The sequence below is a fragment of the Spirillospora sp. NBC_01491 genome (genome assembly GCF_036227065.1).
GTDB classification, from domain to species: Bacteria; Actinomycetota; Actinomycetes; order Streptosporangiales; family Streptosporangiaceae; genus Spirillospora; species Spirillospora xylanilytica.
In genome coordinates this window covers 1336992-1362133 of sequence record NZ_CP109432.1, presented here as the reverse complement: position 1 = coordinate 1362133, position 25142 = coordinate 1336992, and the positions used below count along the sequence as shown (strand labels likewise).

Here is a 25142-nt window from a genome sequence, read left to right as displayed (position 1 = left end):
CCGTGCGGCGTCCGTGAGCCGCCGCGCAGTCCGCCCCCACCCGACCGGCGACGTCCAGGAGGAACCGACATCATGGCGGGACACACCGACAACTCGATCGTCATCAACGCGCCGATGGACCTGCTCTGGGACATGACCAACGACGTCGAGTCCTGGCCCGGCCTGTTCAGCGAGTACGGCTCCGCCGAGATCCTGGAGCGGGACGGCGACACCGTCCGGTTCCGGCTCGCGCTGCACCCGGACGAGAACGGCACGGTCTGGAGCTGGGTGTCCGAGCGCACCCCGGACCCGGCCACCCGCACCGTGCGGGCCCACCGCGTGGAGACCGGCGTCTTCCAGTACATGAACCTGCACTGGGAGTACGAGCAGGTCGACGGCGGCGTGCGGATGCGCTGGACGCAGGACTTCGCGATGAAGCCGGACGCGCCGCTGGACGACGCCGGCATGACCGCGCGCCTCAACCGCAACACCGCGGTCCAGATGGAGCGCATCAAGCGGATCGTCGAAGAGGCCGCGGAGCGCGCCGCCGGCGGCGTCCGCTTCGACCACACCGGCCGCCGCGTGCTGGTCACCGGCGGGACCCGCGGCATCGGCCGGGCGATCACGCTGGCGTTCGCCCGCGCCGGCGCCACCGTGCTGACCTGCCACCGGCAGGACGGTCCGGCCGTGGACAGCCTGGTCAAGGAGCTGGCCGAGACTCCCGGGGAGCACCGGGTCGTCAAGGCCGACATCGGTGTCGAGGCCGACATCGAACGGCTGATCGGCGAGTGCCGCACCCACCTCGGCTCGCTCGACGTGGTGGTCAACAACGCCGGCACGATCAGCCACGTGCCGTTCGAGAAGCTGGACGCGGCCGAGTGGCGGCGCGTCCTGGACGTCAACCTGACCGGCGCCTACCTGGTCGCCCAGAAGGCCCTGCCGCTGCTGACGCCCGGCGCCTCGGTCATCAACGTCGGCTCGCGGGTGGCCACGGTCGGCATCCCGCTGCGCGCCCACTACACCGCGTCCAAGGCGGGCCTCACCGGCCTGACCCGGTCGCTGTGCAAGGAGCTCGGCCCGCTGGGCTACCGGGTCAACCTCGTGGCGCCCGGCCCGGTGGAGACCGAGGAGGCCGTCCCGCCCGAGGTCCGCGAGCGGTACCGCAAGCTCATCGCGCTCGGCCGGCTGGGGCGTCCCGCCGACGTCGCCGGCGCGGTGCTCTTCCTGGCGAGCGACCTCGGCTCGTGGATCAGCGGGGAGACCCTCAACGTCGATGGAGGAATCTGACATGGCCGCGACTTCCGGCATCTTCCGCGTCATGCTGCGGATGAGCATCCACCCGGGCAAAGAGCGGGAGTTCGAGGAGACCTGGTACAAGGTCGGGCACGCGATCACCGAGCACCCCGCCAACCTGCGCCAGTGGCTGTCGCGCTGCGACGACGAGGACGGCGCGTACTACGTCGTCAGCGACTGGGTGAGCGAACCGGGCTTCCGCGAGTTCGAGCGCAGCCCCGAGCATCTGGACCACCGCACCCGGCTGCACCCGTTCCGGGCGTCGGCGTCGATGGTCACCATGCACGTCGTCTACGAGATGACCGGCCGGGCCCTGGCCGGCGGGACACCGGCGCCGTCGGCCTCGCGCTAGCGGTCCGGTCCGGTGGGCGCCGTCGCCGCGGTGAGCCGGAGCCAGGTGTGCAGCAGCCCGTCCGGCAGCGAGGTCCGCGGCCGCCAGCCGAGGACCTCGTGCGCGCGGTGCACGTCGAACCATACGTCGCGGCGGTCGAACCCGCGGGCGGGCAGCCGCTCCACATGCGGCTCCCGCCCGAGCGCCGCGGCGACGCGCCGGGTCAGCTCGTCGAGCGAGACCGGCACGCCGGAACCGATGTTGAACGCCTCCGGCCCGCCCGCCTCGGGCACCCGGTGGACGAGGTGACGGGCGTGCAGGAGGGCCTCGACGACGTCGTCCACGAACACGTAGTCGCGGCGTGCCTCCGGCGGCCCGTAGAGCCGCAGCGGCCGCCCGGCCGCCGCGGCCTCCAGCCAGTGCCCGACGACCCCCTGCATGCTTCCGGTCCGCTGGCCGGGGCCGTAGGCGTTGGCGATCCGCAGCACGATCGGGCGCACCGCGTCGCGCGCGCCGAAGAGCGCCCGTTCGAGCTCCACCTTGGCCCGGCCGTACGCGGAGGCCGGGCCGAGCGGGTCGGTCTCCCGGTACGGCGGGGCCGCCCGCGGGGCGTACACCGCGCCGGCGCTGCTGGTCAGGATGAGCGCCGGACGGTCCCCGGTGCGGCGCAGGGCCGACAGCAGCCCGGTGAAGGCGGCGTGGTCGGCGGCGACGCGCTCGGGGTGCCGCTCGGCCAGGGCCGGGTTGATGGTGCTGGCCAGATAGAAGATCACCCGGGCGGCGCGCAGGGCGGGCGCGGGACGGCCGCCCGTCACCGCCGGGTTCGCGCGGGTGAGGGGCGCCGTGGGGACGCCCGCCATCGTCAGGGCCTCGGTGAGGCGGGCGCCGATGAAGCCGCCCGCTCCGACCACGGCCACCGGCTGCGGTTCCGTGTTCGCGTTCCTGTGAGCAACCACGTCCCGAACGGTCCCAGCGGCGGCTCGACGGCCGCTGTGACCTGGATCGAGGCGCCCGAACGAGGAAGAGGGTGAGTGTGATGCACGTTCTGGTCACCGGCGGAGCCGGGTTCATCGGATCCCGGGTGGCGGCCGCACTGCTGGCCGCGGGCCACCGGGTGCGCGTCCTGGACGCGCTGCTGCCCGAACTGCACTTCGCCGAGCCGCGGCTGCCCGGCGGCGTGGAGTTCGTGCGCGGCGACCTGCGCGACGAGGACGCCGTGCGGCGGGCGCTGCGCGGTGTGGACGCGGTCAGCCACCACGCCGCCATGGTGGGGCGCGGGCGGGAGATCCTGGACGCCCGCCGGTACGCCGACTGCAATGACCTCGGCACCGCGACGCTGCTCGTGGGGATGGTCGAGGCGGGCGTGGAGCGGCTGGCGTACGCCGGCTCGGTGGTGGTCTACGGGGAGGGCCGGTACCGCTGCCCGGACCACGGCCTGGTCCGTCCCGGGCGCCGGACGGTGCCGGACCTGGACGCCGGGCGGTTCGAGCCGCGCTGCGCCGAGTGCGGGCACGAGCTGGCCGCCGAGGCGATCGAGGAGGACGACCCGCTCGCCCCCGCGTACAACATCTACGCGGTCACCAAGCTGGCGCAGGAGAACCTGGTGGCCGCCTGGGCGACCGACACCGGCGGGAGCGCCGCCGCGCTGCGCTACCACAGCGTGTACGGGTCCGGGATGCTCGGCAGCTCCTACACCGGCGTGGCGGGCACCTTCCACCACGCCGTGGTGGAGGGGCGCCCGCCCCGGGTCTTCGAGGACGGGCTGCCCCGCCGCGACTTCGTGCATGTGGCCGACGTGGCGGAGGCCAACGTCGCCGCGCTCCGGCGCGGTGTGCCGGGGTTCCGCGCCTACAACGTCGGCAGCGGGACCCCGCACACCATCCACGACGTCGCCCGCGCCCTGGCCGCCGCGGCCGGCGGGCCCCCGCCCGTCGTGACCGGCGAGTACCGGGTGGCGGACGTGCGGCACATCTTCGCCTCACCGGCCCGGATCATGAGCGAGCTGGGCTGGCGGCCCCGCGTCGGCCTGGACGCGGGCCTGCGCGAGTTCGCCGCCGACCGCATGCGCGGCGGGGTGGCCCCGGCCGCGACCTGAAACGGGACCCGGGCCGGGGCCTGAGCCCCGACCCGGGCGGCGATCTGAGCCGCGCCCCGGGCGGGGCCCGGGCCGCGGCCGGCTCACCGGTCGGACCGGCGGCAGACGAAGGCCACGAAGAAGCGGGTCGTGTGGACGTCCACGACCTCGTCGAAGACCTCGTGCAAGAGGGGCTCCACCGCCGCCCCGGTCAGTAGCTGCGTCCGGTACGACGCCCAGCGGACACGGCCGCCCGTCGCGCGCATCACGGCCGCGTTGGCCAGGAACAGTGCGGAGCGGCCGAGGTGCTTGCCCGCCCCGTAACGGCCGCGCTGGTAGTCGTGGTAGTTGTCGATGGTCCAGAGGTTGCCGATGAAGGTGCCGCCGGGCTCCACGAACGTCTTCAGCCGTTCCAGGACCTTCCGCACCTGCCCCATGTGGTGGATCGCGTCCACGCAGAGGACCAGCGGCGCGGGCCCGACGCCGTCGAGGGCCCAGAAGTCCCCCTGGCGCAGCGTGAGCCCGGGATGGCCGACCCGGTCGCCCGTGATCTTCAGAGCCTGCTCGGAGATGTCGTTGGCGAGGATCTCCTTCGCCGGTGTGAGGTCGGCGGCCATCGCGGTGAACTCGCCGGTCCCGCAGGCGAACTCCAGCACCCGGGCGGCGTCCCGGCCGTGCTCCTCGATGTACTGGGCGATCTTCTTCTTCTGCGCCCGGAAGTCGTCGCCCAGGACGGGACGGCTCTCCACCTCCTCGCGGTCCCAGAACCGCCTGGCCCAGTAGTCCCGCCCCTCGGGAGCGTGTTCGCCGATCAGCCGGTGACCGGCGCTGACGAAGGTCTCAGCTAGCATGAGCGGCCCTTTCGAAGACGGCGTCGTCACCTCGCCCACGTCCCGCATGCCGCGTGTCGAGGCCAGGGCCGAAGCTTTCGGCATGGCGGTCGAGGTGCCCTGGAAGCCCGGTGGACCGGGCGTCGAGCGGGCCTGGATCCGCGGGTGCGAGCCTCCTGCGCGAACCGTTCCCGACGGCGCCGACACGGCGGCCCAGCGCAGCCGCGGCGGGCCGGCGACGAGAGGAGTTGTCCGTGAGCGAAGGCATGGGGCGCCGTGAACTGATCGGGAAGGGCGGCGCGCTGGTGCCCGCGGCGGGCGCGGCGGCGCTGCTGGCCGCGGCGCTGACGCCGGAGCCGGCGTCGGCCGACACCCCGGCGCGTGCCGGCATCCCGCTGCCGGGCACGTGGGCGATCACCGTGACCATCACCGACCTGCCCGGCGTCCCGCCCGAGCCCGGCCTGTTCGCGTTCGGCCGGGACGGCCTGCTCACCGGCACCGGCGGCGCTTCGAAGGTCGTCGGCTTCGGCACCTGGAAGGCCACCGGCGCCACCACGTTCGCGGTGGACTACCGGCACTTCGTCATCTCCGACGACGGCGTGGTGACCGGGACGGTGCGCGTCGAGCAGACCGGCAGGCTGGCGTCGCCGGACAGGCTGACGATGACCGGCAAGGCGGCACAGGTCGACAACGACGGGAACGTGGTGGTCACGCTCACGGCGACGTCGGCGGGCGAGCGCTACGGCTTCGGCCCGGCCGGCCTCGGCGGCTGAGCGTCCGGCGCCGCGCCCGCCCCGGGGCCGCTGGGGCCGCCGGCCAGCCGGCGGCCCCAGCGGCGGTAGTAGCGCGCCCGCACCAGCCGCCGCGGCAGCATCCGCGACATGGCGACCCGCCACCGGTAGTCCAGCCCGGGAACGCAGACCGGGTGCCCGGCGGCGACGGCGGCCAGCGCGTCGCGCGCCACGTCGTCCACGTCGAGCAGCCTGCCGAGCCGTCCCGACTCGCGATGCCCGGCGGAGCGGTGCAGCCGCGTCCCGCCGGTCGACCCGGGGCACAGCGCGGTGACGTGCACGCCGTCCCAGCAGACCTCGCCGTGCAGGCTCTCGCTGAACGAGGTCGCGAACGCCTTGGCCGCCGCGTACGGGGCGCCGCCGGGCGCGGGCAGGAAGCCCATCACCGACGAGACGTTGACGACGCCGCCGTGGCCGCGTTCGAGCATCCCGGGCAGCGCGGCCCGGGTCAGCCGGACCAGCGCGCCGGTGTTCAGGGCCAGGCCGTGCGCCAGCTCGGCGGGATCCCGGCGGGCGAGCGGGCCGATGCCGCCCAGCACCCCGGCCCCGTTGACCAGCAGGTCGACCGGCCGGTCCGGGTCGGCCACCCGCGCGGCGACCCGGTCCAGCCCGGCCGGGTCGGCCAGGTCCGCGGGCAGCGGCTCCACGTCGGCTCCGTGGTCGCGCTCCAGCTCGGCGGCCAGCGCGGCCAGCCGCGTCCCGTCGCGTGCGACCAGGACCAGCGCGCTTCCGCCGGCGGCCAGGCGGCGCGCGAACGCCGCGCCGATGCCGCCCGACGCGCCGGTCACCACGGCGTTGCGGTACTGCGTCATGTCCGCTCCTTCGTCACCAGGCGACCGGCAGGGCCAGCGGGCCCCGGATCATGCCGCCGGTCCGCCACTCCGGCCGGCGTCCGGGCTCGGCGTACCGCAGCCCGGGAAACCGTTCCAGCAGGGTGCTCAGCGCGACCGCCAGTTCCGCCCGCGCCAGCGCGGCGCCTAGGCAGCGGTGGACGCCGTGCCCGAACGCCAGGTGCGGGTTGGGGGCGCGGCGCAGGTCGAGCCGGTCGGGGTCGGTGAACACGGCGGTGTCCCGGTTCGCCGAGGTGATCGCCGGGAGCACCGCCTCGCCGGCGCGGATCCGCGTCCCGCCCAGTTCGAGGTCGCGGGTGGCGACGCGGATCGTCCCGCCGCCGGCGGAGACCGCGACGTAGCGCAGCAGCTCCTCGGCCGCCGCCGGCATCAGCCCCGGGTCGCCGCGCAGCCCGGCGAGCTGCGCGGGATGGTCGAGCAGCGTCTGGACCGACCCCGCGATCAGGCCGGCCGCCGTCTGGTACCCGGCGACGAGCAGGGTGACACCGAGGGCGACGAGCTCCCGCTCGGTGAGCCGGTCCTCGTCCCGCGCGGTCACCAGGGAGCTGAGCAGGTCGTCGCTGGGGTCGGTGCGGCGGGCAGCGACCAGGGCGGCGAAGTACGCGCGCAGCCGCTCGGCGGCGCGCAGCACGGTCCCGGGGTCGGTGCCGGTGGTGCCCAGGTAGTCGTCGGCCCACCCGCGGAACCGGTCGTGGTCGGGTTCCGGGACGCCCAGCAGCGCGCTGATCACCCTGATCGGCAGCGGCCCGGCGAAGCCCGCCACCAGGTCGGCCGGGGGGCCGGCGGCGGCCATGGCGTCCGCCAGCTCCTCGGCGATCGCGCGGATCCGCGGCCGGAACCGCCGCATCCGGTGCGCGGTGAACTCCCCGGCGATCAGCCGCCGCAACCGGGTGTGCTCCGGCGGGTCCATCGTGGTGATCGAGCCGGCCTCCAGCGCGATGCCGCGCACCCGCGGCGCGCCCTCGCGGGCGGCGGCGGCCCGGCTCAGCCGCGCGTCCGCCAGCAGCCGATGGTTGTCGGCGTAGCGGCTGGCCAGCCAGGCCGGCCGCCCGTCGGGCAGCCGGACGCGCGCGACGGGCCGGTGTTCCCGCAGCCGCGCGTACTCCCGCGCCGGATCGGGGCCCGGGGGCACCCGCGGCGGGAAACGCAGTTCCTCCTCGTCGGCCATGTCCGCGTCGGCCATGTCAGCTCCCTGGCTCGGTTGCTACCGGGACCGGCATCGTCGGCCTCCCGGTTCGAGGGCCGCTCGACGCCGGCCCGCCCACCGGCCTCGATCACGGCTCGAGGAGGACGCCCGAAGGTGGCCGTGTGCGGACGCCGCCGGCGCTCGCCGCAAGCGAGCCGACCGGAGGGAGCACCCGTGCTGGACAACGCGCTCGGTGTCGTAGCGCTCTCGGGAAGCGGCATCACCGCGGGTGTGCTGCTCGCCGTGGCCGTCAGCGTCGTTCCCACGCTGCGGGCGGTGCCCCCGCCCCTCTACGTGCGCATCCACCAGCTGCTCGGACGCAACTGGGACCCCACCATGCCGGTGATCGTGCTGACCTCGGCGGTGACGAGCCTCGTGCTGGCCCTGATCGCCGACAGCGGCGCGGCGCGGGTGCTGTTCCTGGCCGGCACGGTGCTGCTGGTCGCGGTCTCGGGCGTCTCCCATCTGCTGAACGTCCCGCTGAATCGCCAGGTCAAGAGCCTGGATCCGGACGCGCCCCTGCCGGAGGACTGGCGGGACCCGCGCGCCGAGTGGCGGCGCTGGCACCTGCTGCGCACCGTCCTGGCGATCGCGGCCGTGCTGGTGAACGCGACGGCCGCGGTGATCTGAGGAGAGACCGTGAACACAGGACTGCGAGACAGACGGACCCTGGTGACCGGCGGCACCCGCGGGGTGGGACGCGAGGTCGCCCTGGCGGTGGCGCGGGCGGGCGGACGTGTCGTCGCCGGCTACCACCGGGACGAGACCGCGGCCAAGGAGCTGGCGGCCGAACTGGAGGGCATCGGCGGCGGGCACCGCGTCGTGCGCGCCGACGTGACCACCGAGGCCGGCGCCGGGCTGCTGGCCGCCCGGTGCCGCGACACCCTCGGCGGCCTGGACGTGCTCGTCAACAACCTGGGCGTGGACGCCTCCGCCGAACTGACCGAGCTCGGGCACAGCGAGTGGGGACGGGTGCTCGACGCCAACCTCACCTCGATGTACCTGGTCACCCGGGCCGCGCTGGGGCTGCTGGCGGACGGCGCGTCGATCGTCAACGTCGGCAGCTCGCTGGCGCAGCGCGGCGCCCCCGGCCGCGCGCACTACGCCGCGTCCAAGGCGGGCGTGCTCGGGCTGAGCAGCTCGCTGAGCAAGGAACTGGGGCCGCGCGGCATCCGCGTCAACACGGTGCTGCCCGGCTTCGTCGACAAGCGGGACGGCGGCGGGCCGCCGCCCCAGATCCGGGAACGGCTCGCCGGGATGACCGCGCTCCGCAGGCTGGCCCGCCCCGAGGACGTCGCCGGCGTCGTGCTGTTCCTGGCGGGCGACCTGTCAAGGGCCGTGACCGGGGCGGTCATCCCGGCCGACTGCGGTGTCTGACCATGCCGGACAAGGAGATCTCATGAGCGACGACGACGGCGGCGGGCGGATCCTCGGATTCCTCGGGCTGGGCGTGATGGGCACGGGAATGGCCACCCGCCTGGTCGAGGCGGGCTACGGGGTGCGCGTCTACAACCGGACGGCGGCCAAGGCGGCACCGGTGGTCGAGGCGGGGGCACGGGCGGCGGAGACGGCCGTCGAGGCGGTGGACGGGGCCGGTGTGGTGGTCGTCAGCCTCGCCGACGAGCCCGCGGTCGAGAAGGTGCTCTTCGGCGACGCGGCGCCCGGACTCGCCGAGGGCGCCCTCGTCATCGACACCTCCACGGTCTCGCCGGACTTCGCCCGCGAGGCCGCGCGCCGGCTGGCCGCCCTGGGCGTCCGCCGCGTCGAGGCGTGCGTCTTCGGCAACCCGCTCCAGGCCCGGTCCGGGGAGCTGCGCGTGCTGACCGCAGGGGACCGGGCGGACGTGGACGCGGCGCGCGACGTGCTGGAGGCGGTCGGCAAGGACATCCGGCACTTCGGGCCGCCCGGCTCGGCCGCCACGATGAAGCTCGTCCTCAACATGCTCATCGGGACGGAGATCGCCGCCCTGGCCGAGGCCGCCGAGCTGGGCCGCGGCGCCGGGCTGGACCGCGACGCCGTCCTGGACTGCGTGGCCTCCAGCGGGGTCGCGTCCATGGTGATGGCGTTCCGTGCGGCGATCATGCGGGAGCGCCGGTACGAGCCCGCCGCCTTCCGCACCAGCCTGATGGCCAAGGACCTGCGGCACGCCGTCGAGCTGGCCGGCGCCGCCGGCGGCGGGCTGCCGCTGGCCGAGCGGGCGCTGGAGATCGTGACGCGGGCCGTCGACCGCGGCGACGGCGACAAGGACCTGGCCGTTCTCGCCGAGCACGCACACAACTCACGACAGGGGTGACGCATGACCGACACCAGCACCGCGGTGCCGCCGCGGGACGAGGACGACCGCGCCGGCCGCGCCGACCATGCCGACCATGCCGACCGCGACGCCTTCGACGTCCTGGCCGCGCTTCCCGCCCGGCACCGGCTGATGATGCTGACGATGGGCCGGGTCGTCGCGCCGGTGGTCTGGGCGCTCACCGAGCTGGGCGTCCCCGACCGGCTCGCGGACGGCCCGCTCCCGGTCGGCGAGCTGGCCCGGGGCACCGGAACCCACGAGCCCACCCTGTTGCGGCTGCTGCGCAGCGCGGCGTCCTTCGGGGTGTTCGCCGAGGAGCCCGACGGCCGGTTCCGGCTGACCCCGATGTCGCGGTTCCTGCGCGCCGACGCCGAGCAGAGCGTCCGCGACCTGGTGCTGATGAACGGCACCGAGCTGTTCTGGCGGCCCTACGAGGCCATCCTGCACACCGCGCGCACCGGCCGGCCCGCGTTCGACCACGTCTTCGGGACGTCCCTCTTCGAGTACCTGGAGGACCGGCCCGACCTGGCCGGCCTCTTCCACCGCGCGATGACCGCGGCCAGCCGGCGGGGCTCGGCCGCGGTCGCCGCGGTCCTCGACCTGCCCCCGGGGGCCCGGGTCGCCGACGTCGGCGGCGGCCAGGGCTACCTGCTGGCCGAGGTGCTGCGCCGGCACCCCGGCTGCCGGGGGCTGCTCTTCGACCGTCCGGCGGCCGTCGAGGACGCCCGTGACTTCCTGGCCGGACGGGATCTGGCCGACCGCACCGAGTGCGTCGCCGGCGACTTCTTCACCGAGGTCCCCGGCGGCTGCGACGCCTACCTGCTCAAGCACGTGCTGCACGACTGGGACGACGACGACGCCGTCCGCATCCTGCGCAGCGTGCGGCGGGCCGCCGGCGACGACGGCCGGGTGCACGTGATCGAGATGGTCACCGGGGAGCTCAACACGCTGGACGTCGTGCGGCTGCTGGACATCGACATGCTCGTCTCCGCCGGCGGCCGGGAGCGTTCGGCCGGGGAGTACCAGCGGCTCGCCGCCGCGGCGGGCCTGCGGCTCACCGGGCGGCGCGCCGCCGCCGGAACGACCGTCCTGGAGTTCCGCGCCGAGGTCAGCGCGGGCTGAGGTCCCGACCCCGCCGCCCCCGGTCGCCGAGCGCCTCCATCGCCTCGACCAGGGCGGCGGGGGCGGGCAGCCCGGCCACCTCGTCCCGGATCGCCCGCGCCGCCCGCGCGTAGCCGGTGCCCTCCAGCAGGGCGCCGGCTTCCGCGCGGACGCGGTCGACGGTGGTCTCGGCCAGCGGCAGGGAGCGCCCCGCGCCGCTCGCGGCGACCTGCCGCGCGTTGACCGGCTCGTCGGCGAACGAGGGCACGACCAGCTGCGGCACCCCCAGCACCGCGGCGGTGATCGTGGTGCCGGCGCCGCCCTGGTGCACGATCGCGTCGCAGGCGGGCAGCGACAGGTTGAGCGGCACGGACTCCAGCACCGGCGTGCCGGCCGGCAGCTCGCCGATCAGGTGCCGGTGGCCCGCGCCGATCGCGACCAGGATGTCGACGTCCAGGTCGCAGAGCGCCTCGACCGCGCAGCGCACCGGGTCCAGGTGACCGGTCTGCTTGACGAACGTCGTCCCCCACGTCACGCACACGCGCGGCTTCCCGCGCGGACCGGCGGGCAGGTCCGGGACGATGCCCGAGCCGTTGAACGGCACGTACCGCATCATCGTGCGGTTGGGCGCCTCGGCCAGCTGTAGGCGGGGCGGGCACACGTCGAGGGTGACCGTGCCCAGATGGTCGGCGTCCGGTACGCCGTGCCGTTCCAGCAGAGGGGCCAGCGCGGGCGACTCGATGTCCCAGCGCTCGCAGGTGTAGTCGGTGCCCCACAGGTGGCGCACCAGCGGCAGGCCGAGGACCTCCGCCGCCACCAGCCCGGCGTAGGCGCGCGGCTCGTACACGACGACGTCGGGCCGCCAGCGCCGCGCGAACCCGATGACATCGCCGGCCATCGCCTCGGCCACGGCCGCGAACATCCGCATACCGCGGGCGGACCGTGCCTCCTCGCTGCTGCGCCAGCCCGGGTCGGTCTCGCCGTCCTGGTACCAGACCGCACTGAGGTCGACGTCGACGCCCGCCTTCACCGCCGGCAGCCCGGTGCCCCGCACCGCGTTCAGGTAGGAGGGCTGGGAGGCGACGGCGACCTCGTGGCCCGCGGCGCGCAGCGCCCAGGCCAGCGGGACCATCGGGAAGAAGTGGGAGGGGGCGGGGAAGGTGGTGAAGAGAACGCGCATGACGGATTCCTTGCTCTCGGCTGGAGGGCCTCACGGCGTGGCACGCCGTGGACGTGCGGGCTCAGGAGCCGACGTGGAAGAGGTCGGCGAGCGCGCCCGCTGCCAGGTCCGCCGCTTCCGCGGTGGGCCGGCCGGGACTGCGCCAGGAGACGAACCCGTCGGGCCGGACGAGAACGGCCCCGTCCGGGGGCATCCGGTGGCCTTCGCCCCACACGTCACCGGGATCGTGCAGGTCGTCGCCGAACCGGCGGACGTCCAGGGGAACGCCGAGCCGGTCCGCCGCCGTGCGCGCGCTCGCGGACCACACGCCGCCCTCGGGTCCCGCGACGAGCACGGGACGGCCGCGGTAGAGGTCGAGTGTGGAGATCCTCCGGCCGTCCCGCCGGATCCACGCGTGCGGGGCACGGGTGCCGACCTGCCCGGTCAGCCGCTCGGGCGGGAACGCCTCCGGGCCGGCGGCGTCGCCGCCGTACCGGTAGCCGAAGACGGCCGCGTAGTAGGGGGCGGCGACCTCGCCCGTGCCGAGCACGTCGCGTCCGGTCCGGTCCCGCATCTGGAGCAGGGCCTGGCGCAGGGTGAAGGCGGCCACCGGCCTGCGCTCGGCTTCGTAGCCGTCCAGGATCCCGGGACCGGCGTGCCCGTTCAGCACGGCGGCCAGCTTCCAGGCAAGGTTGTGGGCGTCCTGGATGCCCGTGCCGGAGCCGAGCGCCCCCACCGGCGGCATCGCGTGCGCGGCGTCGCCGGCCAGGAACACCCGCCCGTCGCGGAACCGCTCGGCGACGACGGCGCCGATCCGGTAGTGCAGAAGCCGCGTGCCGTCCTGGAGCTGCGGGACGATGCGCGGCTCCAGGTCCGGGTCGCCCACCGCCTTGCGGATCATGTCGGCCGCCTCGGCCACGTCCACGCGGGTGACCGGGACGCTGAACACCCACCGGCCGGCGCCGTCGTGCGGGACGATCACCGTGCCGGGCACCGGCCGGTCCACGTGGCACACCGCGATGCGGCGGTCGCCCACGTGCCGCGACAGGTCCGCCTCGAACGCCAGCGTCACGGTGTCGCCGAGCGTGCCCGGTCCCTCGCCCGGGATGCCCAGCCGCTCGCGCACCGGGCTGTCGGCGCCGTCCGCGGCGATCAGGTATTCGGCCGCCACGGTGCGCTCGGCGCCGGTGTCCTGGTCCACGACCAGCGCGCGCACGCCGCCCGCGTCCTGCTCGAAGGACGTCAGCGCCGTGCCGAGGCACAGCCGCGCGCCGAGCCCGGCGGCCCGCTCGCGCAACAGCGCCTCCAGCCGGTCCTGGTCGACCGGAACCCACGGGCACGGGCTGAACTCGGCGGGGTCCTCCGCGGGCTCGCCGCCCAGCCTGCCGCGCTCCGGGCCGGCGAGGGTCTCCGCCGTGATCATCAGCGCGCCGGTGTTGACGTTGCGCCGGTCCAGCACGTCCGCGGCGAGGCCCGCCTGGCGGAACAGCTCCTGGGTGCGCGGGTTGACGGTGCGGGCCCGGGGATGCACCAGGATGCCGCGGTGCCGCTCGACCACGGTGACCGGGACGCCGAGCCGGCGCAGGAACACCGCCGCGGACAGGCCCGTCAGCCCGCCCCCGACGACCAGCACGGGAACGGTCTCGTCAGCGGACATGGCACCTCCCGGAGCACGTCTGGACCTCGCCGACGTACACGTCCTGCGGATCGCCGGCCCGCTCGCCGCTCATCACGAACGCCGACACGAACCCGCGCGGCGTGTGCGCCAGCCCGGTGTAGCTCCCGAGGAACGGGCCGTCGAACCAGCGGAACGCCTTGTCCAGGTCGAACGGCCCGCCCAGCCGCCGTTCCCGGAAGCCCTCGCCGCGGACGCAGCCGGGCCCGCCGCAGGTCGCCATCCAGTGGGTGGTGGAGGCGCCCGCCGCGGCCGTGTCGTCGCGCAGGTCGTAGTAGGTGATGGCGAGGGTGCCGTCCGGGGCGGCGTCGATCTGCGGGGTGAACGCCTGCCCGGTGCCGCCGGGCGGCGAGTCGGGCGTGCCGTTCACCCGCCGCGGGCGCGCCCAGGTCCGCCCGCCGTCGGACGAGGCGGTCAGCGCGACCGCGCTGCGGCTCCCGCTGAGCCGCGCGTCGTTCCACACCATGTACACGCGGCCCCTGGCGTCCACGGTCACGTCGGGGACCAGCGAGGCGCCGACGATCGGCGTGGTCGTCCCGGGCAGCACCGGGACGCCGAGGTCGGTCGCCGCGATCGTCGAGGGCGCCGACCAGGTCGTGCCGCCGTCGGTGGAGCGCATGACGCGCAGCAGTTCGGGCCCGTCCCCGGCGGCGGCGGTCGCGGCCGACGCCCCGCCGGGCGCGAACGGGCCCTCGTGGAACAGGTCGAGCAGGGTGCCGTCCGGCAGCACGACGATCTGGTTGCCGATCGTCCCGTCGCCCGCGGGCGGCCGGTGGATCGCGCGGGCGGGCTCCCACGTCCGGCCGCCGTCGGACGTGCGGCTGAACAGCAGCTCGTGCGTCTGGTCCGTGGTGTTGTGGCGGTTCCACACCAGGTACGCCCGGCGCGGGTGGCGGGGGTCGACGGTGAGCGCCGGCTTGTCGTGGAAGTACCCGGCCATCGGGTCGGCGTCGACCTCCACCGGGGCGTTCCAGCTCTGCCCGCCGTCGCCGGAGGTGAGGACGGCGACGCCGGTGGTCAGCGGGGCGAGCCCGGCGGCCATCACGGCCGCGTAGAGCCGCCCGTCCGGGCCGAAGGTCAGCCAGGGGTTGGCGATGCGGCCGTACGGGCCGCCCGAGCAGAGTGTGATGGGCGGTGACACCTGACGCCACGACCGGCCGCCGTCGGCGGTCACCGTCGTCACCATGCCGCGTGCGCTGCCGTACGCCCACCGGTCCTGCTGCCAGCCGACGACCCGGCGGCGCGGGTCGGCGGGGTCGATCGCCAGCGTCGGCTCGGCCTCGACGCCCACCGTGTAGGTGTCGCCGGGGAACGTGTCCGCCGTGCACGAGGCGAAGGGGCTGGCCCCTGAGACCCGGGCGGGCGGCGCCGGGGCGGACGCCGATGCCGGGGCCGTCACCGCCGGTGCGCCCAGGAGCGGAACCGCCAGGAGCGCGGCGGACAGGGGTCGGAATCTGTGTCGCATCATCGGGGACCTCGCGTCGTCGTGACCCGGCAGGGCTCGGGACCGTCGCCGTCCGGCGGCGGAAGGTCAGGCCGACGGTAGGGGGCCCGGCTGGAAGATCACTCGAATCCGCGGCGGTGCCGCGCGGCGTGGCACCGCGCCGATTCGAGCGTCCGACGACCCGCCGGTTTCACAATCCGTCCCATGAGCGGCCTGATGGAGACCGAGGTACTGATCGTGGGGGCGGGGCCGGTGGGCCTCACCGTGGCGGTGGAGCTGGCCCGGCGCGGTGTGCCCTGCCGGGTGGTGGAGGAACGCTCCGCCCCCCGCGAGAGCACCCGCGGTTGCACCGTGTACCAGCGCACCCTGGAGGTCTTCGACGCCATGGGCCTGCCGGTGGACGACTACGTCGCCGAGGGGGCCCGGATGGCGCACCGCGTCTACCACCTCTTCGGCGAGCGGATCGGCACGGTCGACATGGCCGAGCCGGGCAGCGCCCGTCCCTACCCGCTGGTCGTCGGGCAGAACGTCACCGAGCGGTATCTGGAGCGGCGGCTGGCGGACCTGGGCGTGCTGGTGCAGCGCGGCACGTCCGCCGGCGCGGTGACCCAGGAGAACGACGGCGTCACCGTCACCCTGCACCACGAGGGGGGACGGCGGTCGGTCATCCGGGCGGCCTGGCTGGTGGCCGCGCAGGGGGCGGCCAGCGGCGTCCGCGACTCGCTCGGCGTGGCGTGGCGGGAGTGGCGCCGGTTCACCGGCCTCCAGATGCTGCAGATCGACGCGCGGGTGCGGCTGCCGTTCGGCCTGGCGCCGGACGAGGCCCACCTGTTCTTCGGCGCCGGCGGGCACGTGGGCTGCGTGCCGCTGCCGGACGGGCGGCATCGGGTGTTCGTCGTCCGGCGAAGTGCCGGGGGCCCCGACGAGCGCGGCGATCCCCGGCCCGCCGAGATCGCCGCGGCCATGGAGCGGCTCTGCGGCGTCGGCGAGGTCGGCTTGAGCGAGGGGAGCTTCGCCTGGCGGGTGCGGTTGCAGAACCGGTTCGCCGAGCGGATGCGCGTCGGCCGGGTGCTGCTGGCGGGCGATTCGGCGCGGGTGTTCGCCCCGGTGCACGCGCAGGGCATGAACACCGGCGTCCAGGACGCCTTCAACCTGGGCTGGAAGCTGGCGGCGGTGGCCGGGGAGGGCGCCCCCGAGGCGCTGCTGGACACCTACGAGGCCGAGCGGCGCCCCGTCGCCGAGGAGCTGCTGGCGCGCACCGAACGCTCCCTGGACTTCGGCGTCCAGGAGTCGCCCGGCCGCGACCCCCTGCTCGCCGCGATCGCGGTGAACCGCCCGAAGCGCACCCAGCTCGCCATCGACTACCCCGATTCCCCGCTCACCCGCGACCTGCTCGGCGAGGCCGCCGGCCCCCGTGCGGGCCGGCGGGCCCCGGGCCGGTGGGAGGGCCACTGGACGCTGCTCGTGCTCCCCGGCCCGCGCCCGGACCGGTGGGGGATCGGCCGGCTCATGACCGGCCTGGACTCGCGGGTGGACGTCATCGTCGACGTCGACGGCGAGGCGTCGTCGGCGATGAACGCGGCGCCGGACGCCCCCGCCATCCATCTCATCCGGCCCGACGGTCACATCGGCCTGCGCGGCGGCCTCGAACACGGCCCGCAGGTGGCCGCCTACCTCGACACCGTTCTCGGCCCCGTCCCGCCCCGAACTCGATCCACGGCCTAGGAGATCGCATGCCGGCCTTGAGAACCCTGAAGGTCCTGACCGCCGCGCTCGTCGCCCCGCTGCTGGCGGCGCAGGCGGGCGCGCCCGCCGCCCGCGCGAGCACCGCCGCGGTCCCGTCCCGCCCGCAGGCCGTGCCGGTCGAGGTGACCGGTGACGGGTTCTGCGCCCCGGGCCCGGACCCGCGCCCGGCGGGCCCGATCACCTTCGGGGTGAGCACGCCCGACGCGGCGGGGCGCTGGTGGGCGGTGATGCGGCTGCGCGGCGCGGCGACCATGGACCGGGTCCGGCAGGAGTTCGCCGACAGCTACTCGCCGGACCCGGCCGTGGCGGTCCCCGCGCTGCGCGCCATCTACCGCGACGTCGACTTCCGAGGCGGCGCCTCCGTCACCCCGGACGCGCCGGTGTCGGTCACCTCCGCCTTCGAGCCGGGCACGTACTACATGTCGGACACGGCGCTGGAGGGTGCGACGGACGGCTGCGGCACCGGCCGCACCCACCTACAGCGCTTCCACGTCGCCGGACGGCCGCGGTCCACGCCGCCCCCCAGGACCGGCACCGAGATCCAGGCGCGGACGACCGCCGGCGGCGGGCAGCGCTTCGACATGCCCCGGTCCTGGCCGTCGCGGGCGTCCGTCCTAGTGCGCAACCGGGCGGAGCAGCCCCACGAGGTCATCATCGTCGGCGTGGCCCCGGGCACCGGGGACGCGGACGTCGCCCGGTATTTCGACGCCGTCCAGAATGGCGACACCAGCGTGCCCAGTCCGTTCGGGGCGACCGTCGGCGGGATGCTCGCCATTTCCCCGGGCCGCACCGCCGCATTCCGCATCGACCTGCGCCCGGGGCGCTACTGCGTGCTGTCCTTCGTGCGCAATCCACGGACCGGGGTGAAAAGCGCCTTCGAAGGAATGTTCGCGACAGTCACGGTCCGCTGAGAAATTCTCCGCGGCCGGTCGAGCACGGCTCGAGCGGCCGCATGGACGATCGACCCGGCCCGTTCCGAAACGCAGTCGAAAGGTGGTTCCATGTCCCTCGATCACGCCTCCGAACAGGTGCAGCGGCTCAGCCGGATCGTCTTCCGCCCGTGGGAGCCGCAGATCATCTCCACGTTCGTGCGGTTCGAAATGGCCGACCGGCTGGCCAAGGGTCGCAGAACGGTCGGAGACCTCGCCGGCGAACTCGGCGCGCACAACGACTCACTCGGCCGGTACCTGCGTTCCTGCGTCGTCCTGGAACTGCTCGAAACCGATGACGGCGACACGTTCGGAATCACCGAACTCGGCCGCCTCCTATGCTCACACGAGGCCGGAATGCGCAACATCGTGATGATGAACTTCACCTCCGGCATCTGGAACCGGGCCGGCCGGCTGCACGAAACCATCATGACCGGGAGGACCGTCCCGGACGACCAGGGCGAGGACCTCTACGACTACTACCGGCACAACCCGCGCGAGCGCGCCTGGCACGCCGCCGCCATGGCCGACCTGGCCGGCGACGCGGGCGCCGCGATCGCCGAGCACCACGACCTCGGCGGCGTGTCCACGGTCGTGGACGTCGGCGGCAGCCTCGGTGTGCTGCTGTCGCGGCTGCTCGCAGGGGCGCCGGACGTCACCGGCACGGTGTTCGACCTGCCCGGCATCGTGGAGAGCGGCCGCGAGTGGGCCGCGAGCACGGCGGTGGCGGACCGGCTGTCGTTCGTCGGCGGCAGCTTCTTCGAGGACGTCCCGCCCCCGGCCGACCTCTACCTGCTCAAGCAGGTGCTCTGCGACTGGGGCGACGAGGACTCGGCGCGGATCCTCGACTCCATCCACCGCGGCGCCCCGTCGGGCAGCCGGCTGGTGGTGATCGAGTGGATGCGCCCGGACGGGAACGAGCCGTCGGAGTACGACAGCATGAGCCTCGGCCTCCAGACCGTCACCGGTGGCCGGGTCCGGACCGAGAGCGAGTTCGTCGGGCTGCTGGAGGGGGCCGGGTTCAAGTTCGAGTCGACCGTCACCGTGCCGAGCACGCTGCTGCCGCGGCCGTGGCACCTGATCCAGGCGGTCCGCCCCTAGCGCGTCCCGGTCCGCCTTTCCGATGCCGGCCGCGACTTGACCGGAACCGGTGTCACCAGTTCCATGGGAACGACGCGGAATTCTCTCCGAGATTTCCGGACCCATGGGACAGAGGCCAAGGAGAATCCTTCGATGTCCGATTCGAAACGACCGTCCTGGGCCGCCTCCGGAGTCGTGGACGCCCCTCCCAAGGAGGTGTGGAAGGCCCTCGTCGGCTTCCTCAAGGACTCCGGTATGGGCGAGGTGACGGTGAACGAGGCGGAACGGCGCGTCTCCCTCCAGGGCGACTGGTGGTACCGGGGCGAGCACATCGTCAAGGAACACGACGGCGGCAGCCTGATCCAATACCAGGTGTACAACATCGCCTCCGGGGCGACGCGCTGGATGGTGCCGCTGGTGGCGCCGTCCAACGGAAAACTGCGCGACGGCTTCCAGGAACTGCTCCGCGGTCTCGGGCAGAGCCTTCGTGCCGGGGCGCGCTACCGCGGCAAGTAGCCGCACCCGGATCGGTACCGGGTCAGATAACGGCCAGGCGATATCTGGCGTCAGCCAATTGCCGTGCGGCCCGAATACGAATGATCCTCGACCTCCCCTTGAGCGAGTGGCCAGCGCCGCCGTCCACGATGGCGGCATTCCACTCGACAGCGGGGAGGTCGGCTCATGAAGGCGCTCGTGCTGTGCGGCGGGCATGGGACGCGGCTGCGGCCCATCACGCACACCTCGGCCAAGCAACTGGTCCCCATCGCCAACAAGCCCGTCCTGTTCTACGGCCTGGAGGCGCTGCGCGACGCGGGCATCGAGGACGTCGGCGTCGTCGTCGGCGACACCGCCGGCGAGGTGTGCCGCGCGGTCGGCGACGGCTCGCGGTTCGGCCTGCGGGTCACCTACATCCGGCAGGAGGCGCCGCTGGGCCTCGCGCACGCCGTGCTCATCGCCCGGGAGTACCTCGGCGACGACGACTTCGTCCTGTACCTCGGCGACAACTTCCTCCTCGACGGGCTGACCGGCGTCATCGAGGAGTTCCGCCGCACCCGGCCGGACGCGCGGCTGCTGCTCACCCCGGTCGCCGATCCCGGCTCCTTCGGCGTGGCGGAACTGGACGGCGACGGCCGGCTGCTCGGCGTCGAGGAGAAGCCGGAACGGCCGCGCAGCGACCTGGCCATCATGGGGGTGTACCTGTTCACCCCCGTCGTGCACGAGGCGGTGCGCTCGATCAAGCCGGACCCGCGCGGTGAACTGGAGATCACCACCGCGATCCGGTGGCTGCTGGAGCGGGGGACCCGGGTGACCTCCCACATCGTCCACGGCTACTGGAAGGACACCGGGCGGGTCGAGGACATGCTGGAGTGCAACCGGCTCGTCCTGGAGTCCCTGGAACCGCGGGTCGAGGGCGAAGTGGACGCGGCCACCGAGATCACCGGCCGCGTCGTCATCGAGGCGGGCGCCCGGGTCGCCGGCTCGCGGCTGGTCGGCCCGCTGATCGTGGGAGCCGGCGCGGTCGTCTCCGGCAGCTACCTCGGCCCCTTCACCTCCATCGGGCCCGGCTGCGTGATCCGCGACACCGAGGTGGAGTTCTCCATCGTCATGGAGCGTTCGTCGGTGCTCGGCGTGCCGCGGATGCGCGACTCCCTCCTCGGCAAGGACGTCGTCATCACCCCCGCCGCCGAGCAGCCCCGCGCCCACCGGTTCGTCGTCGGCGACCACAGCCGGGTCCGCCTGGGATGACCCCGCCGCCGACCGCCGGTCCAGCGAGCCTCAAGCGGCCGCGTGTCCGATGGCGGCACGTTCCCTCTCTGCCTTGGAGGTCCACCATGCCGTACGCGGCGATCACCTACCGGGTCAAGCCGGGATGCGAGGACGAGCTGGCGGAGGTCTTCGCCGGCTTCAAGCGGGTCGACACCCCGGACATGCGCGACGAGAACGGGGAGACGGCCGGCCGGCTGCTCGGCACCGCGGTCTTCGTGAAGGACGAGTTCATGGTCCGCTTCATCCACTACGAGGGCGACTTCATCGCCATCGCCCGGCACATGGCCCGCCAGCAGGGCGTGCACAACCTGGAGGAGAAGCTCGGCCCGTACCTGACGCACCGGCGGCCCGCCGCGTCCCCCGAGGAGTTCAAGGAGAACTTCCGCGAGGCGATGATGCGCTGCCTGTCCCAGCTCTCGGTGGACACGCACCCGGCGGGAAGCTGACGCGGCTCGTTGAGGGGAGCCGAGCGCGATGGACATCATGCCTGTGACGGCCGGTCCGGCGGGCGTGCCCGGCGCGCCGCCGGCCGACCCCGAGCCCGCGTCCGGAACACGTTTCACGGTGCTCGGGCCGCTGGAGATCCACGACGGGCTGCGGATCCGCACTCCCCGCGCGCACAAGCTGCGGGTGCTGCTGGCGCTGCTCCTGGTGCGGTGCAACACCGTCGTGTCGACGGACGCGCTGATATCCGAGCTGTGGGGCGACCGCCCGCCGCGCACGGCGCTCAAGGCGCTGCGGGTGTACGTCTCCCAGTTGCGCCGGACCCTGTCGGTGCTGCCTCCGCACGGCCGGCGCCCGGTCATCGTGACCCGTGATCCCGGCTACCGGCTGGAGATCGACGACGGGACGCTCGACCTCGTCCGGTTCGAGCGGCTCTGCGAGCTGGGGCGGATGGCCACCGACGAGGGCGACCTGGAGCGCGCGTTGCGGCACTACCGCGCGGCCACCGGGCTGTGGCGCGGGCCGGCGCTGGTCGACGTGCGCTCCTCGTCGGTGCTGGAGGGGGTGGCGCTGAGCCTGGAGGAGTCACGGATCTCCGCCCTGGAGCGCCGCATCCGGTTGCAGATCCGGCTGGGCGGGCACGTCGGGGTCATCGGGGACCTGCGCGCCCTGGCCACCGAGCATCCGCTGCACGAGCGCGTCCACGCGCAGTTGATGGTGGCGCTGTACCTGGCCGGGCGGAGGGCGGACGCCCTGGCGGCGTTCCGCGTCCTGCGCGAGGCGTGCGTCACCGACCTCGGTGTCGAGCCGAGCCACGACCTCCAGGCGCTGCACCGGTCGATCCTGGAGTCCGACGAGGCGTCCACGCCGCACTGGGAGACGTGGATCGCCTGACGGCGGGGTTTTCCCGAGACTGGCCGCTGCTTTATCCCCGGCTGAGACGCTCGACGTCGTGAGCCACTCACAGTCACCACCGGGGAGTGGAGCCGGACAAAGGAGCGGCACCATGGATTTCGGTCTCAAGGGACGGCACGCGGTGGTCACCGGGGGCACCCGGGGCATCGGCCGCGCGATCACCTGGGCCCTGCTGGAGCAGGGCGCCTCGGTCACCGCGTGCCACCGTCAGGAGAACGCGGAGGCGGCCGCCCTCCGCGCGGAGTTCGCCTCGCGCGGCGCGTCGGCGCGGCTGGTCCGCGCCGACGTGACCGCGGAGGCGGACGCGCGGCTGCTGCTCGACCGCGCCCGCGACGCGTTCGGTGCCGTGGACGTGCTGGTCAACAACGCCGGGATCATCAGCCATCTGCCGCTGGCGGAGATGGCCGAGGACGAATGGGCGCGCGTGGTCGACACCAATCTCGGCGGCACGTACCGGATGATCCGCGCGTCGCTGGACCGGCTCGCCCGGCCGGCGTCGATCGTCAACATCACCTCGGCCGTCGCCAAGCACGGGATGCCGAACGCGTCCCATTACGTGGCGTCCAAGGCCGGGATCATCGGACTGACCCGCGCGCTGTGCAAGGAACTCGGTCCCGAGGGGATCCGGGTCAACGCGATCACCTGCGGGATCGTCGACGACACGGGCCAGCAGAACCCGAACGGGGAGGAGGGCAGGCGGCGCTACGCCGCGATGACCGCCCTCGGCCGGCTCGGTGAACCGGCCGAGATCGCCGACGCCGTGCTGTTCCTGGCCGGCGACGCGGCCCGGTACGTCACCGGCGCCGTGCTGGACGTGGACGGCGGGATCTAGGAGGTGACGACGACCATGGTCCGTGCCGTGCTCACCATGCTCGTACGCGAGGGCTGCGAGGCCGCGTTCGAGGACATCTGGAGGCGCGCCATGAGGGACGCCCAGCCGCGCGGCAGCCTCGGGCAGGCGCTGACCTCCGACCCGGAGCTGCGCCGCAAGTACATCATCACCGGCGACTGGGAGAGCCGCGAGGCGCTGCGGGCGTTCGAGGGCAGCGCCGAGCGCCGCGGCATGTCCGCCGCCTTCGAGCCGCTCCGCGAGTCGGCCAGCAAGCAGGTCCTGGAGATCATCGCCCGCGTCTGACCGGGCCGCCCAGAGAGGAGACGTGACTGCCATGACCTTCCGCATCGTGGTGCGTGCCACCCCCCGGAAAGAGGACCAGGACAGGTTCGAGGCGGCCTACCGGCAGGTGACCGAGACCGTGCGCGGCACGCCCGGTCATCTGCGCGACGAGCTGCTGCGGGACACCGGGGACGGGCGGACCTACATCCTGCTGGCGGAATGGGAGAGCGAGCAGGCGTTCCGCGCCTGGGAGGACGACCCCGGGCACCTGCGGATGGCCGCGCCCATGCTGCCGTACTGGGGCGACGACGGGGTCGAGCGCCGCATCTTCGAGGTGCGCGCCCGGCTCGACAGCGTGTGAGCGTCATGGCGACGGTGCGCAAGGCCATCGTGGTGGGCGCGGGGATCGGCGGTCTGACCACCGCCATCGGCCTGCGCCGGGCGGGCGTCGACACCGTGGTGCTCGAACGTCGCTCGACTCCGGGGCGGCTGCTCACGGGGGGCGGCTTCATGCTGTGGCACAACGCGCTGCTCGCCCTGCGCGAGCTGAAGCTGGACGAGCGGGTGGCCGAGGCCGGCGTGGAGATCGTGTATCACGAGTTCCGGTCCGACCGGGGCCGGCGGCTGGCCCGCTGGGACATCGCCCCCGAGGCCGCGCGGTGCGGCGCCCCGGCGATCGGCCTGCGCAGGTCGGCCCTCAACACGGTGCTGATGGACGCGGCCGGCGACGACGTCCGGCTCGGGCAGCGCTGCACCGGCTTCGAGCAGGACCCCGACGGGGTGTCGGCGCGCCTCGCGGACGGCACCGAGTTGCGCGCCGACATCCTGATCGGCGCCGACGGCATCCGCTCGACGGTCCGTGACGCCCTGCGCAAGGGGCACGACCTTCCACCGCGGTACGCGGGGTACACCGCCTGGCAGGCGATCACCCGGCTTCCGGGCGAGGACGTGGTGCCCACCGGCACCTTCTTCAACCTGTGGGGACGGGGCGGGCTGCGCTTCCTGTACATGCGGCTCAATCCGGAGGAGGTGTACTGGGACGCGATCATCGCCGACAGCGTGGGCGCCTCGTTCGACATGCTGGACAAGGACCGCGGCGAGGTGATGGCCGAGACGTACCGGCACTGGCCGGACCCGGTGCCGCGCATCCTCGCGTCGACCGAGGAGGACGCGATCCTGCCGATCGAGGTCTTCGACCGCCCGCCGGACCGCAGCGCCGGCTGGGGGAAGGGCCGTGTCGTGCTGCTCGGCGACGCCGCCCACCCCATGACCCTCAACCTCAGCCAGGGCGCCGGGCAGGCCGTCGAGGACGGCGTCGCCCTCTCCAGGCTGCTGGGCGAGCACGACCGGGTGCCCGAGGCGATCTCCGCCTTCGAGGAGCTGCGCCACGCGCGCGTCGCCGGGATGACCGGCACGGCGTGGTCGATCGGCGCGATGGGGCGCTGGCGGAGCCGGCCGCTCTGCGCCGGCCGCGACCTGTTCATGCGGGCGTTCTTTGACGGCAAGGGCCGCCGGGAGAGCTACGCCCAGATGATGGACGTGCGGTTCTGATGGTCCCGGACGCCGTGGTCGACGTGCTCCTGGCGGCGTTCCTGCTGCTGTCGGGGGTGCTGGCGGGCGTGCTCTTCACCGTCGAGACGGCCATCGTGCCCGTGGTGGGGGTGCTGGCGGCCGAGCCCTACGTCCAGGTGCACCGGCTGCTGGACCGCCGGTTCGATCCGATGATGCCGCGGGTCAACAAGGTGTCCCTGGCCGTCTGCGCCGGGCTGGTGGTGGTCGCGGACGGCGTCTGGCCGCGGGTGGCCCTCGCCTGCGCGGGGCTGTGCATCGTCGGCGTCGCGGTGGTGTCGGAGGGCTGGAACGTGCGGATGAACCGGGTCATCGCCGGCTGGGATCCGGCCGCGCCGCCGGCGGACTGGCCGGGCGTGCGGACCCGGTGGGCGGTGGCCAACCGGGCGCGCACGCTGCTGGCGATCGCCGGGTTCGGCGCGGCGATCACGGGGGCGGCGCTGGTGTGGTGATCCGGCCGGAGGCGGGGCCGGTCCGGGCGGCGCCGCAGGTCGGCAGTAGTTTCCCGCCAGCTAGTGGACGCGCATTCCCTACATGTAGACAATAGCCATGTTTACTGTCAGCTCATCCG

Annotated in this window: 27 protein-coding genes; 20 read left to right on the top strand and 7 right to left on the bottom strand. The window is 74.3% G+C overall.

Annotation, left to right across the window (positions count from 1 at the left end; genetic code table 11):
- Window positions 1-72: 72 nt before the first annotated feature.
- Both OHA34_RS38425 and OHA34_RS06540 read left to right on the top strand, forming a co-directional pair.
- Entirely contained in the window at window positions 73-1266 is a 1194-nt protein-coding gene (locus OHA34_RS38425; RefSeq protein ID WP_432763056.1) for an SDR family oxidoreductase, read from the top strand.
- 1 nt (window position 1267) lies between these two features.
- Complete coding sequence (locus tag OHA34_RS06540) at window positions 1268-1624, top strand: antibiotic biosynthesis monooxygenase family protein (RefSeq protein ID WP_285940205.1); 357 nt, start codon at window positions 1268-1270, stop codon at window positions 1622-1624.
- Here the strand turns inward: OHA34_RS06540 and OHA34_RS06535 are convergent.
- A complete protein-coding gene (locus tag OHA34_RS06535; RefSeq protein ID WP_285940204.1) occupies window positions 1621-2520 on the bottom strand; it encodes an NAD-dependent epimerase/dehydratase family protein in 900 nt (299 codons plus the stop codon). The two genes, OHA34_RS06540 and OHA34_RS06535, sit on opposite strands and share 4 nt — an antisense overlap.
- 119 nt (window positions 2521-2639) lie before the next feature.
- Between OHA34_RS06535 and OHA34_RS06530 the strand changes: the two genes are divergently transcribed.
- A complete protein-coding gene (locus OHA34_RS06530; protein WP_329520978.1) occupies window positions 2640-3698 on the top strand; it encodes an NAD-dependent epimerase/dehydratase family protein in 1059 nt (352 codons plus the stop codon).
- A gap of 83 nt (window positions 3699-3781) precedes the next feature.
- Here the strand turns inward: OHA34_RS06530 and OHA34_RS06525 are convergent, their stop codons facing one another.
- Complete coding sequence (locus tag OHA34_RS06525) at window positions 3782-4528, bottom strand: class I SAM-dependent methyltransferase (RefSeq protein ID WP_329520977.1); 747 nt, start codon at window positions 4526-4528, stop codon at window positions 3782-3784.
- A gap of 233 nt (window positions 4529-4761) precedes the next feature.
- Between OHA34_RS06525 and OHA34_RS06520 the strand changes: the two genes are divergently transcribed.
- The gene (locus OHA34_RS06520; RefSeq protein ID WP_285940201.1) at window positions 4762-5280 is read left to right on the top strand and encodes a hypothetical protein; all 519 of its coding nucleotides are present in this window, start codon (window positions 4762-4764) and stop codon (window positions 5278-5280) included.
- On the opposite strand, the gene OHA34_RS06515 is transcribed toward OHA34_RS06520, so the two are convergent.
- Both OHA34_RS06515 and OHA34_RS06510 read right to left on the bottom strand, forming a co-directional pair.
- The gene (locus OHA34_RS06515) at window positions 5247-6110 is read right to left on the bottom strand and encodes an SDR family NAD(P)-dependent oxidoreductase (protein ID WP_329520976.1); all 864 of its coding nucleotides are present in this window, start codon (window positions 6108-6110) and stop codon (window positions 5247-5249) included. The two genes, OHA34_RS06520 and OHA34_RS06515, sit on opposite strands and share 34 nt — an antisense overlap.
- A 13-nt stretch (window positions 6111-6123) precedes the next feature.
- Complete coding sequence (locus OHA34_RS06510) at window positions 6124-7332, bottom strand: cytochrome P450 (protein ID WP_329520975.1); 1209 nt, start codon at window positions 7330-7332, stop codon at window positions 6124-6126.
- A 177-nt stretch (window positions 7333-7509) separates the two neighbouring features.
- On the opposite strand from OHA34_RS06510, the gene OHA34_RS06505 reads away from it, so the two are divergent.
- The 4 genes from OHA34_RS06505 to OHA34_RS06490 are packed head-to-tail and all read left to right on the top strand — an operon-like array spanning window position 7510 to window position 10750.
- Complete coding sequence (locus tag OHA34_RS06505; protein WP_285940198.1) at window positions 7510-7965, top strand: anthrone oxygenase family protein; 456 nt, start codon at window positions 7510-7512, stop codon at window positions 7963-7965.
- Window positions 7966-7974: 9 nt separating this feature from the next.
- A complete protein-coding gene (locus OHA34_RS06500) occupies window positions 7975-8712 on the top strand; it encodes an SDR family NAD(P)-dependent oxidoreductase (protein WP_329520974.1) in 738 nt (245 codons plus the stop codon).
- A 22-nt stretch (window positions 8713-8734) separates the two neighbouring features.
- Complete coding sequence (locus OHA34_RS06495; protein WP_285940196.1) at window positions 8735-9628, top strand: NAD(P)-dependent oxidoreductase; 894 nt, start codon at window positions 8735-8737, stop codon at window positions 9626-9628.
- Window positions 9629-9631: 3 nt separating this feature from the next.
- The gene (locus tag OHA34_RS06490; protein WP_285940195.1) at window positions 9632-10750 is read left to right on the top strand and encodes a methyltransferase; all 1119 of its coding nucleotides are present in this window, start codon (window positions 9632-9634) and stop codon (window positions 10748-10750) included.
- Here OHA34_RS06490 and OHA34_RS06485 read toward each other — a convergent pair.
- The 3 genes from OHA34_RS06485 to OHA34_RS06475 form a co-directional block, all read right to left on the bottom strand.
- Complete coding sequence (locus OHA34_RS06485; protein ID WP_329520973.1) at window positions 10737-11909, bottom strand: nucleotide disphospho-sugar-binding domain-containing protein; 1173 nt, start codon at window positions 11907-11909, stop codon at window positions 10737-10739. The two genes, OHA34_RS06490 and OHA34_RS06485, sit on opposite strands and share 14 nt — an antisense overlap.
- Before the next feature lie 61 nt (window positions 11910-11970).
- On the bottom strand, window positions 11971-13545 hold the full coding sequence (locus OHA34_RS06480) for an FAD-dependent monooxygenase (RefSeq protein ID WP_329520972.1): 1575 nt from the start codon (window positions 13543-13545) through the stop codon (window positions 11971-11973).
- Entirely contained in the window at window positions 13535-14962 is a 1428-nt protein-coding gene (locus OHA34_RS06475; protein ID WP_285940192.1) for a sialidase family protein, read from the bottom strand. The genes OHA34_RS06480 and OHA34_RS06475 overlap by 11 nt, the downstream gene beginning before the upstream one ends.
- 249 nt (window positions 14963-15211) lie before the next feature.
- Here OHA34_RS06475 and OHA34_RS06470 point away from each other — a divergent pair, with 249 nt between their 5' ends.
- From OHA34_RS06470 to OHA34_RS06415, 12 genes are all read left to right on the top strand, one after another.
- Window positions 15212-16732: an FAD-dependent monooxygenase gene (locus OHA34_RS06470; protein ID WP_329520971.1), complete on the top strand. Its 1521-nt coding sequence runs from the start codon at window positions 15212-15214 to the stop codon at window positions 16730-16732.
- An 8-nt stretch (window positions 16733-16740) separates the two neighbouring features.
- Window positions 16741-17664: a hypothetical protein gene (locus OHA34_RS06465; RefSeq protein ID WP_285940190.1), complete on the top strand. Its 924-nt coding sequence runs from the start codon at window positions 16741-16743 to the stop codon at window positions 17662-17664.
- A gap of 90 nt (window positions 17665-17754) precedes the next feature.
- On the top strand, window positions 17755-18783 hold the full coding sequence (locus tag OHA34_RS06460; protein ID WP_329520970.1) for a methyltransferase: 1029 nt from the start codon (window positions 17755-17757) through the stop codon (window positions 18781-18783).
- Between the two features lie 132 nt (window positions 18784-18915).
- Window positions 18916-19278, top strand: coding sequence for a hypothetical protein (locus tag OHA34_RS06455; RefSeq protein WP_285940188.1), 363 nt, complete (start codon window positions 18916-18918; stop codon window positions 19276-19278).
- A 165-nt stretch (window positions 19279-19443) separates the two neighbouring features.
- The gene (locus OHA34_RS06450; protein ID WP_329520969.1) at window positions 19444-20508 is read left to right on the top strand and encodes a glucose-1-phosphate thymidylyltransferase; all 1065 of its coding nucleotides are present in this window, start codon (window positions 19444-19446) and stop codon (window positions 20506-20508) included.
- Between the two features lie 86 nt (window positions 20509-20594).
- Window positions 20595-20975, top strand: coding sequence for a SchA/CurD-like domain-containing protein (locus OHA34_RS06445; protein ID WP_285940186.1), 381 nt, complete (start codon window positions 20595-20597; stop codon window positions 20973-20975).
- Between the two features lie 28 nt (window positions 20976-21003).
- On the top strand, window positions 21004-21867 hold the full coding sequence (locus OHA34_RS06440) for an AfsR/SARP family transcriptional regulator (RefSeq protein ID WP_329520968.1): 864 nt from the start codon (window positions 21004-21006) through the stop codon (window positions 21865-21867).
- 112 nt (window positions 21868-21979) lie between these two features.
- The gene (locus OHA34_RS06435) at window positions 21980-22720 is read left to right on the top strand and encodes an SDR family NAD(P)-dependent oxidoreductase (RefSeq protein ID WP_285940184.1); all 741 of its coding nucleotides are present in this window, start codon (window positions 21980-21982) and stop codon (window positions 22718-22720) included.
- A 3-nt stretch (window positions 22721-22723) separates the two neighbouring features.
- Complete coding sequence (locus OHA34_RS06430; protein WP_285940183.1) at window positions 22724-23023, top strand: antibiotic biosynthesis monooxygenase family protein; 300 nt, start codon at window positions 22724-22726, stop codon at window positions 23021-23023.
- 31 nt (window positions 23024-23054) lie between these two features.
- A complete protein-coding gene (locus OHA34_RS06425) occupies window positions 23055-23363 on the top strand; it encodes an antibiotic biosynthesis monooxygenase family protein (protein ID WP_285940182.1) in 309 nt (102 codons plus the stop codon).
- A gap of 5 nt (window positions 23364-23368) precedes the next feature.
- Complete coding sequence (locus tag OHA34_RS06420; protein ID WP_285940181.1) at window positions 23369-24553, top strand: FAD-dependent oxidoreductase; 1185 nt, start codon at window positions 23369-23371, stop codon at window positions 24551-24553.
- Window positions 24553-25023 (top strand): anthrone oxygenase family protein, encoded by a 471-nt coding sequence (locus OHA34_RS06415; RefSeq protein WP_285940180.1) that lies wholly within the window; start codon window positions 24553-24555, stop codon window positions 25021-25023. Before OHA34_RS06420 ends, OHA34_RS06415 begins: the two co-directional genes overlap by 1 nt.
- Window positions 25024-25142 lie beyond the last annotated feature (119 nt).

Coding starts and splice junctions, on each gene's coding strand:
- OHA34_RS06420 (WP_285940181.1), top strand. CDS start 23,369: ATGGCGACGGTGCGCAAGGCCATCGTGGTGGGCGCGGGGATCGGCGGT.
- OHA34_RS06460 (WP_329520970.1), top strand. CDS start 17,755: ATGTCCCTCGATCACGCCTCCGAACAGGTGCAGCGGCTCAGCCGGATC.
- OHA34_RS06530 (WP_329520978.1), top strand. CDS start 2,640: ATGCACGTTCTGGTCACCGGCGGAGCCGGGTTCATCGGATCCCGGGTG.
- OHA34_RS06440 (WP_329520968.1), top strand. CDS start 21,004: ATGGACATCATGCCTGTGACGGCCGGTCCGGCGGGCGTGCCCGGCGCG.
- OHA34_RS06490 (WP_285940195.1), top strand. CDS start 9,632: ATGACCGACACCAGCACCGCGGTGCCGCCGCGGGACGAGGACGACCGC.
- OHA34_RS06485 (WP_329520973.1), bottom strand. CDS start 11,909: ATGCGCGTTCTCTTCACCACCTTCCCCGCCCCCTCCCACTTCTTCCCG.
- OHA34_RS06515 (WP_329520976.1), bottom strand. CDS start 6,110: ATGACGCAGTACCGCAACGCCGTGGTGACCGGCGCGTCGGGCGGCATC.
- OHA34_RS38425 (WP_432763056.1), top strand. CDS start 73: ATGGCGGGACACACCGACAACTCGATCGTCATCAACGCGCCGATGGAC.
- OHA34_RS06445 (WP_285940186.1), top strand. CDS start 20,595: ATGCCGTACGCGGCGATCACCTACCGGGTCAAGCCGGGATGCGAGGAC.
- OHA34_RS06465 (WP_285940190.1), top strand. CDS start 16,741: ATGCCGGCCTTGAGAACCCTGAAGGTCCTGACCGCCGCGCTCGTCGCC.
- OHA34_RS06415 (WP_285940180.1), top strand. CDS start 24,553: ATGGTCCCGGACGCCGTGGTCGACGTGCTCCTGGCGGCGTTCCTGCTG.
- OHA34_RS06480 (WP_329520972.1), bottom strand. CDS start 13,545: ATGTCCGCTGACGAGACCGTTCCCGTGCTGGTCGTCGGGGGCGGGCTG.
- OHA34_RS06455 (WP_285940188.1), top strand. CDS start 18,916: ATGTCCGATTCGAAACGACCGTCCTGGGCCGCCTCCGGAGTCGTGGAC.
- OHA34_RS06425 (WP_285940182.1), top strand. CDS start 23,055: ATGACCTTCCGCATCGTGGTGCGTGCCACCCCCCGGAAAGAGGACCAG.
- OHA34_RS06495 (WP_285940196.1), top strand. CDS start 8,735: ATGAGCGACGACGACGGCGGCGGGCGGATCCTCGGATTCCTCGGGCTG.
- OHA34_RS06435 (WP_285940184.1), top strand. CDS start 21,980: ATGGATTTCGGTCTCAAGGGACGGCACGCGGTGGTCACCGGGGGCACC.
- OHA34_RS06540 (WP_285940205.1), top strand. CDS start 1,268: ATGGCCGCGACTTCCGGCATCTTCCGCGTCATGCTGCGGATGAGCATC.
- OHA34_RS06510 (WP_329520975.1), bottom strand. CDS start 7,332: ATGGCCGACGCGGACATGGCCGACGAGGAGGAACTGCGTTTCCCGCCG.
- OHA34_RS06470 (WP_329520971.1), top strand. CDS start 15,212: ATGAGCGGCCTGATGGAGACCGAGGTACTGATCGTGGGGGCGGGGCCG.
- OHA34_RS06525 (WP_329520977.1), bottom strand. CDS start 4,528: ATGCTAGCTGAGACCTTCGTCAGCGCCGGTCACCGGCTGATCGGCGAA.
- OHA34_RS06450 (WP_329520969.1), top strand. CDS start 19,444: ATGAAGGCGCTCGTGCTGTGCGGCGGGCATGGGACGCGGCTGCGGCCC.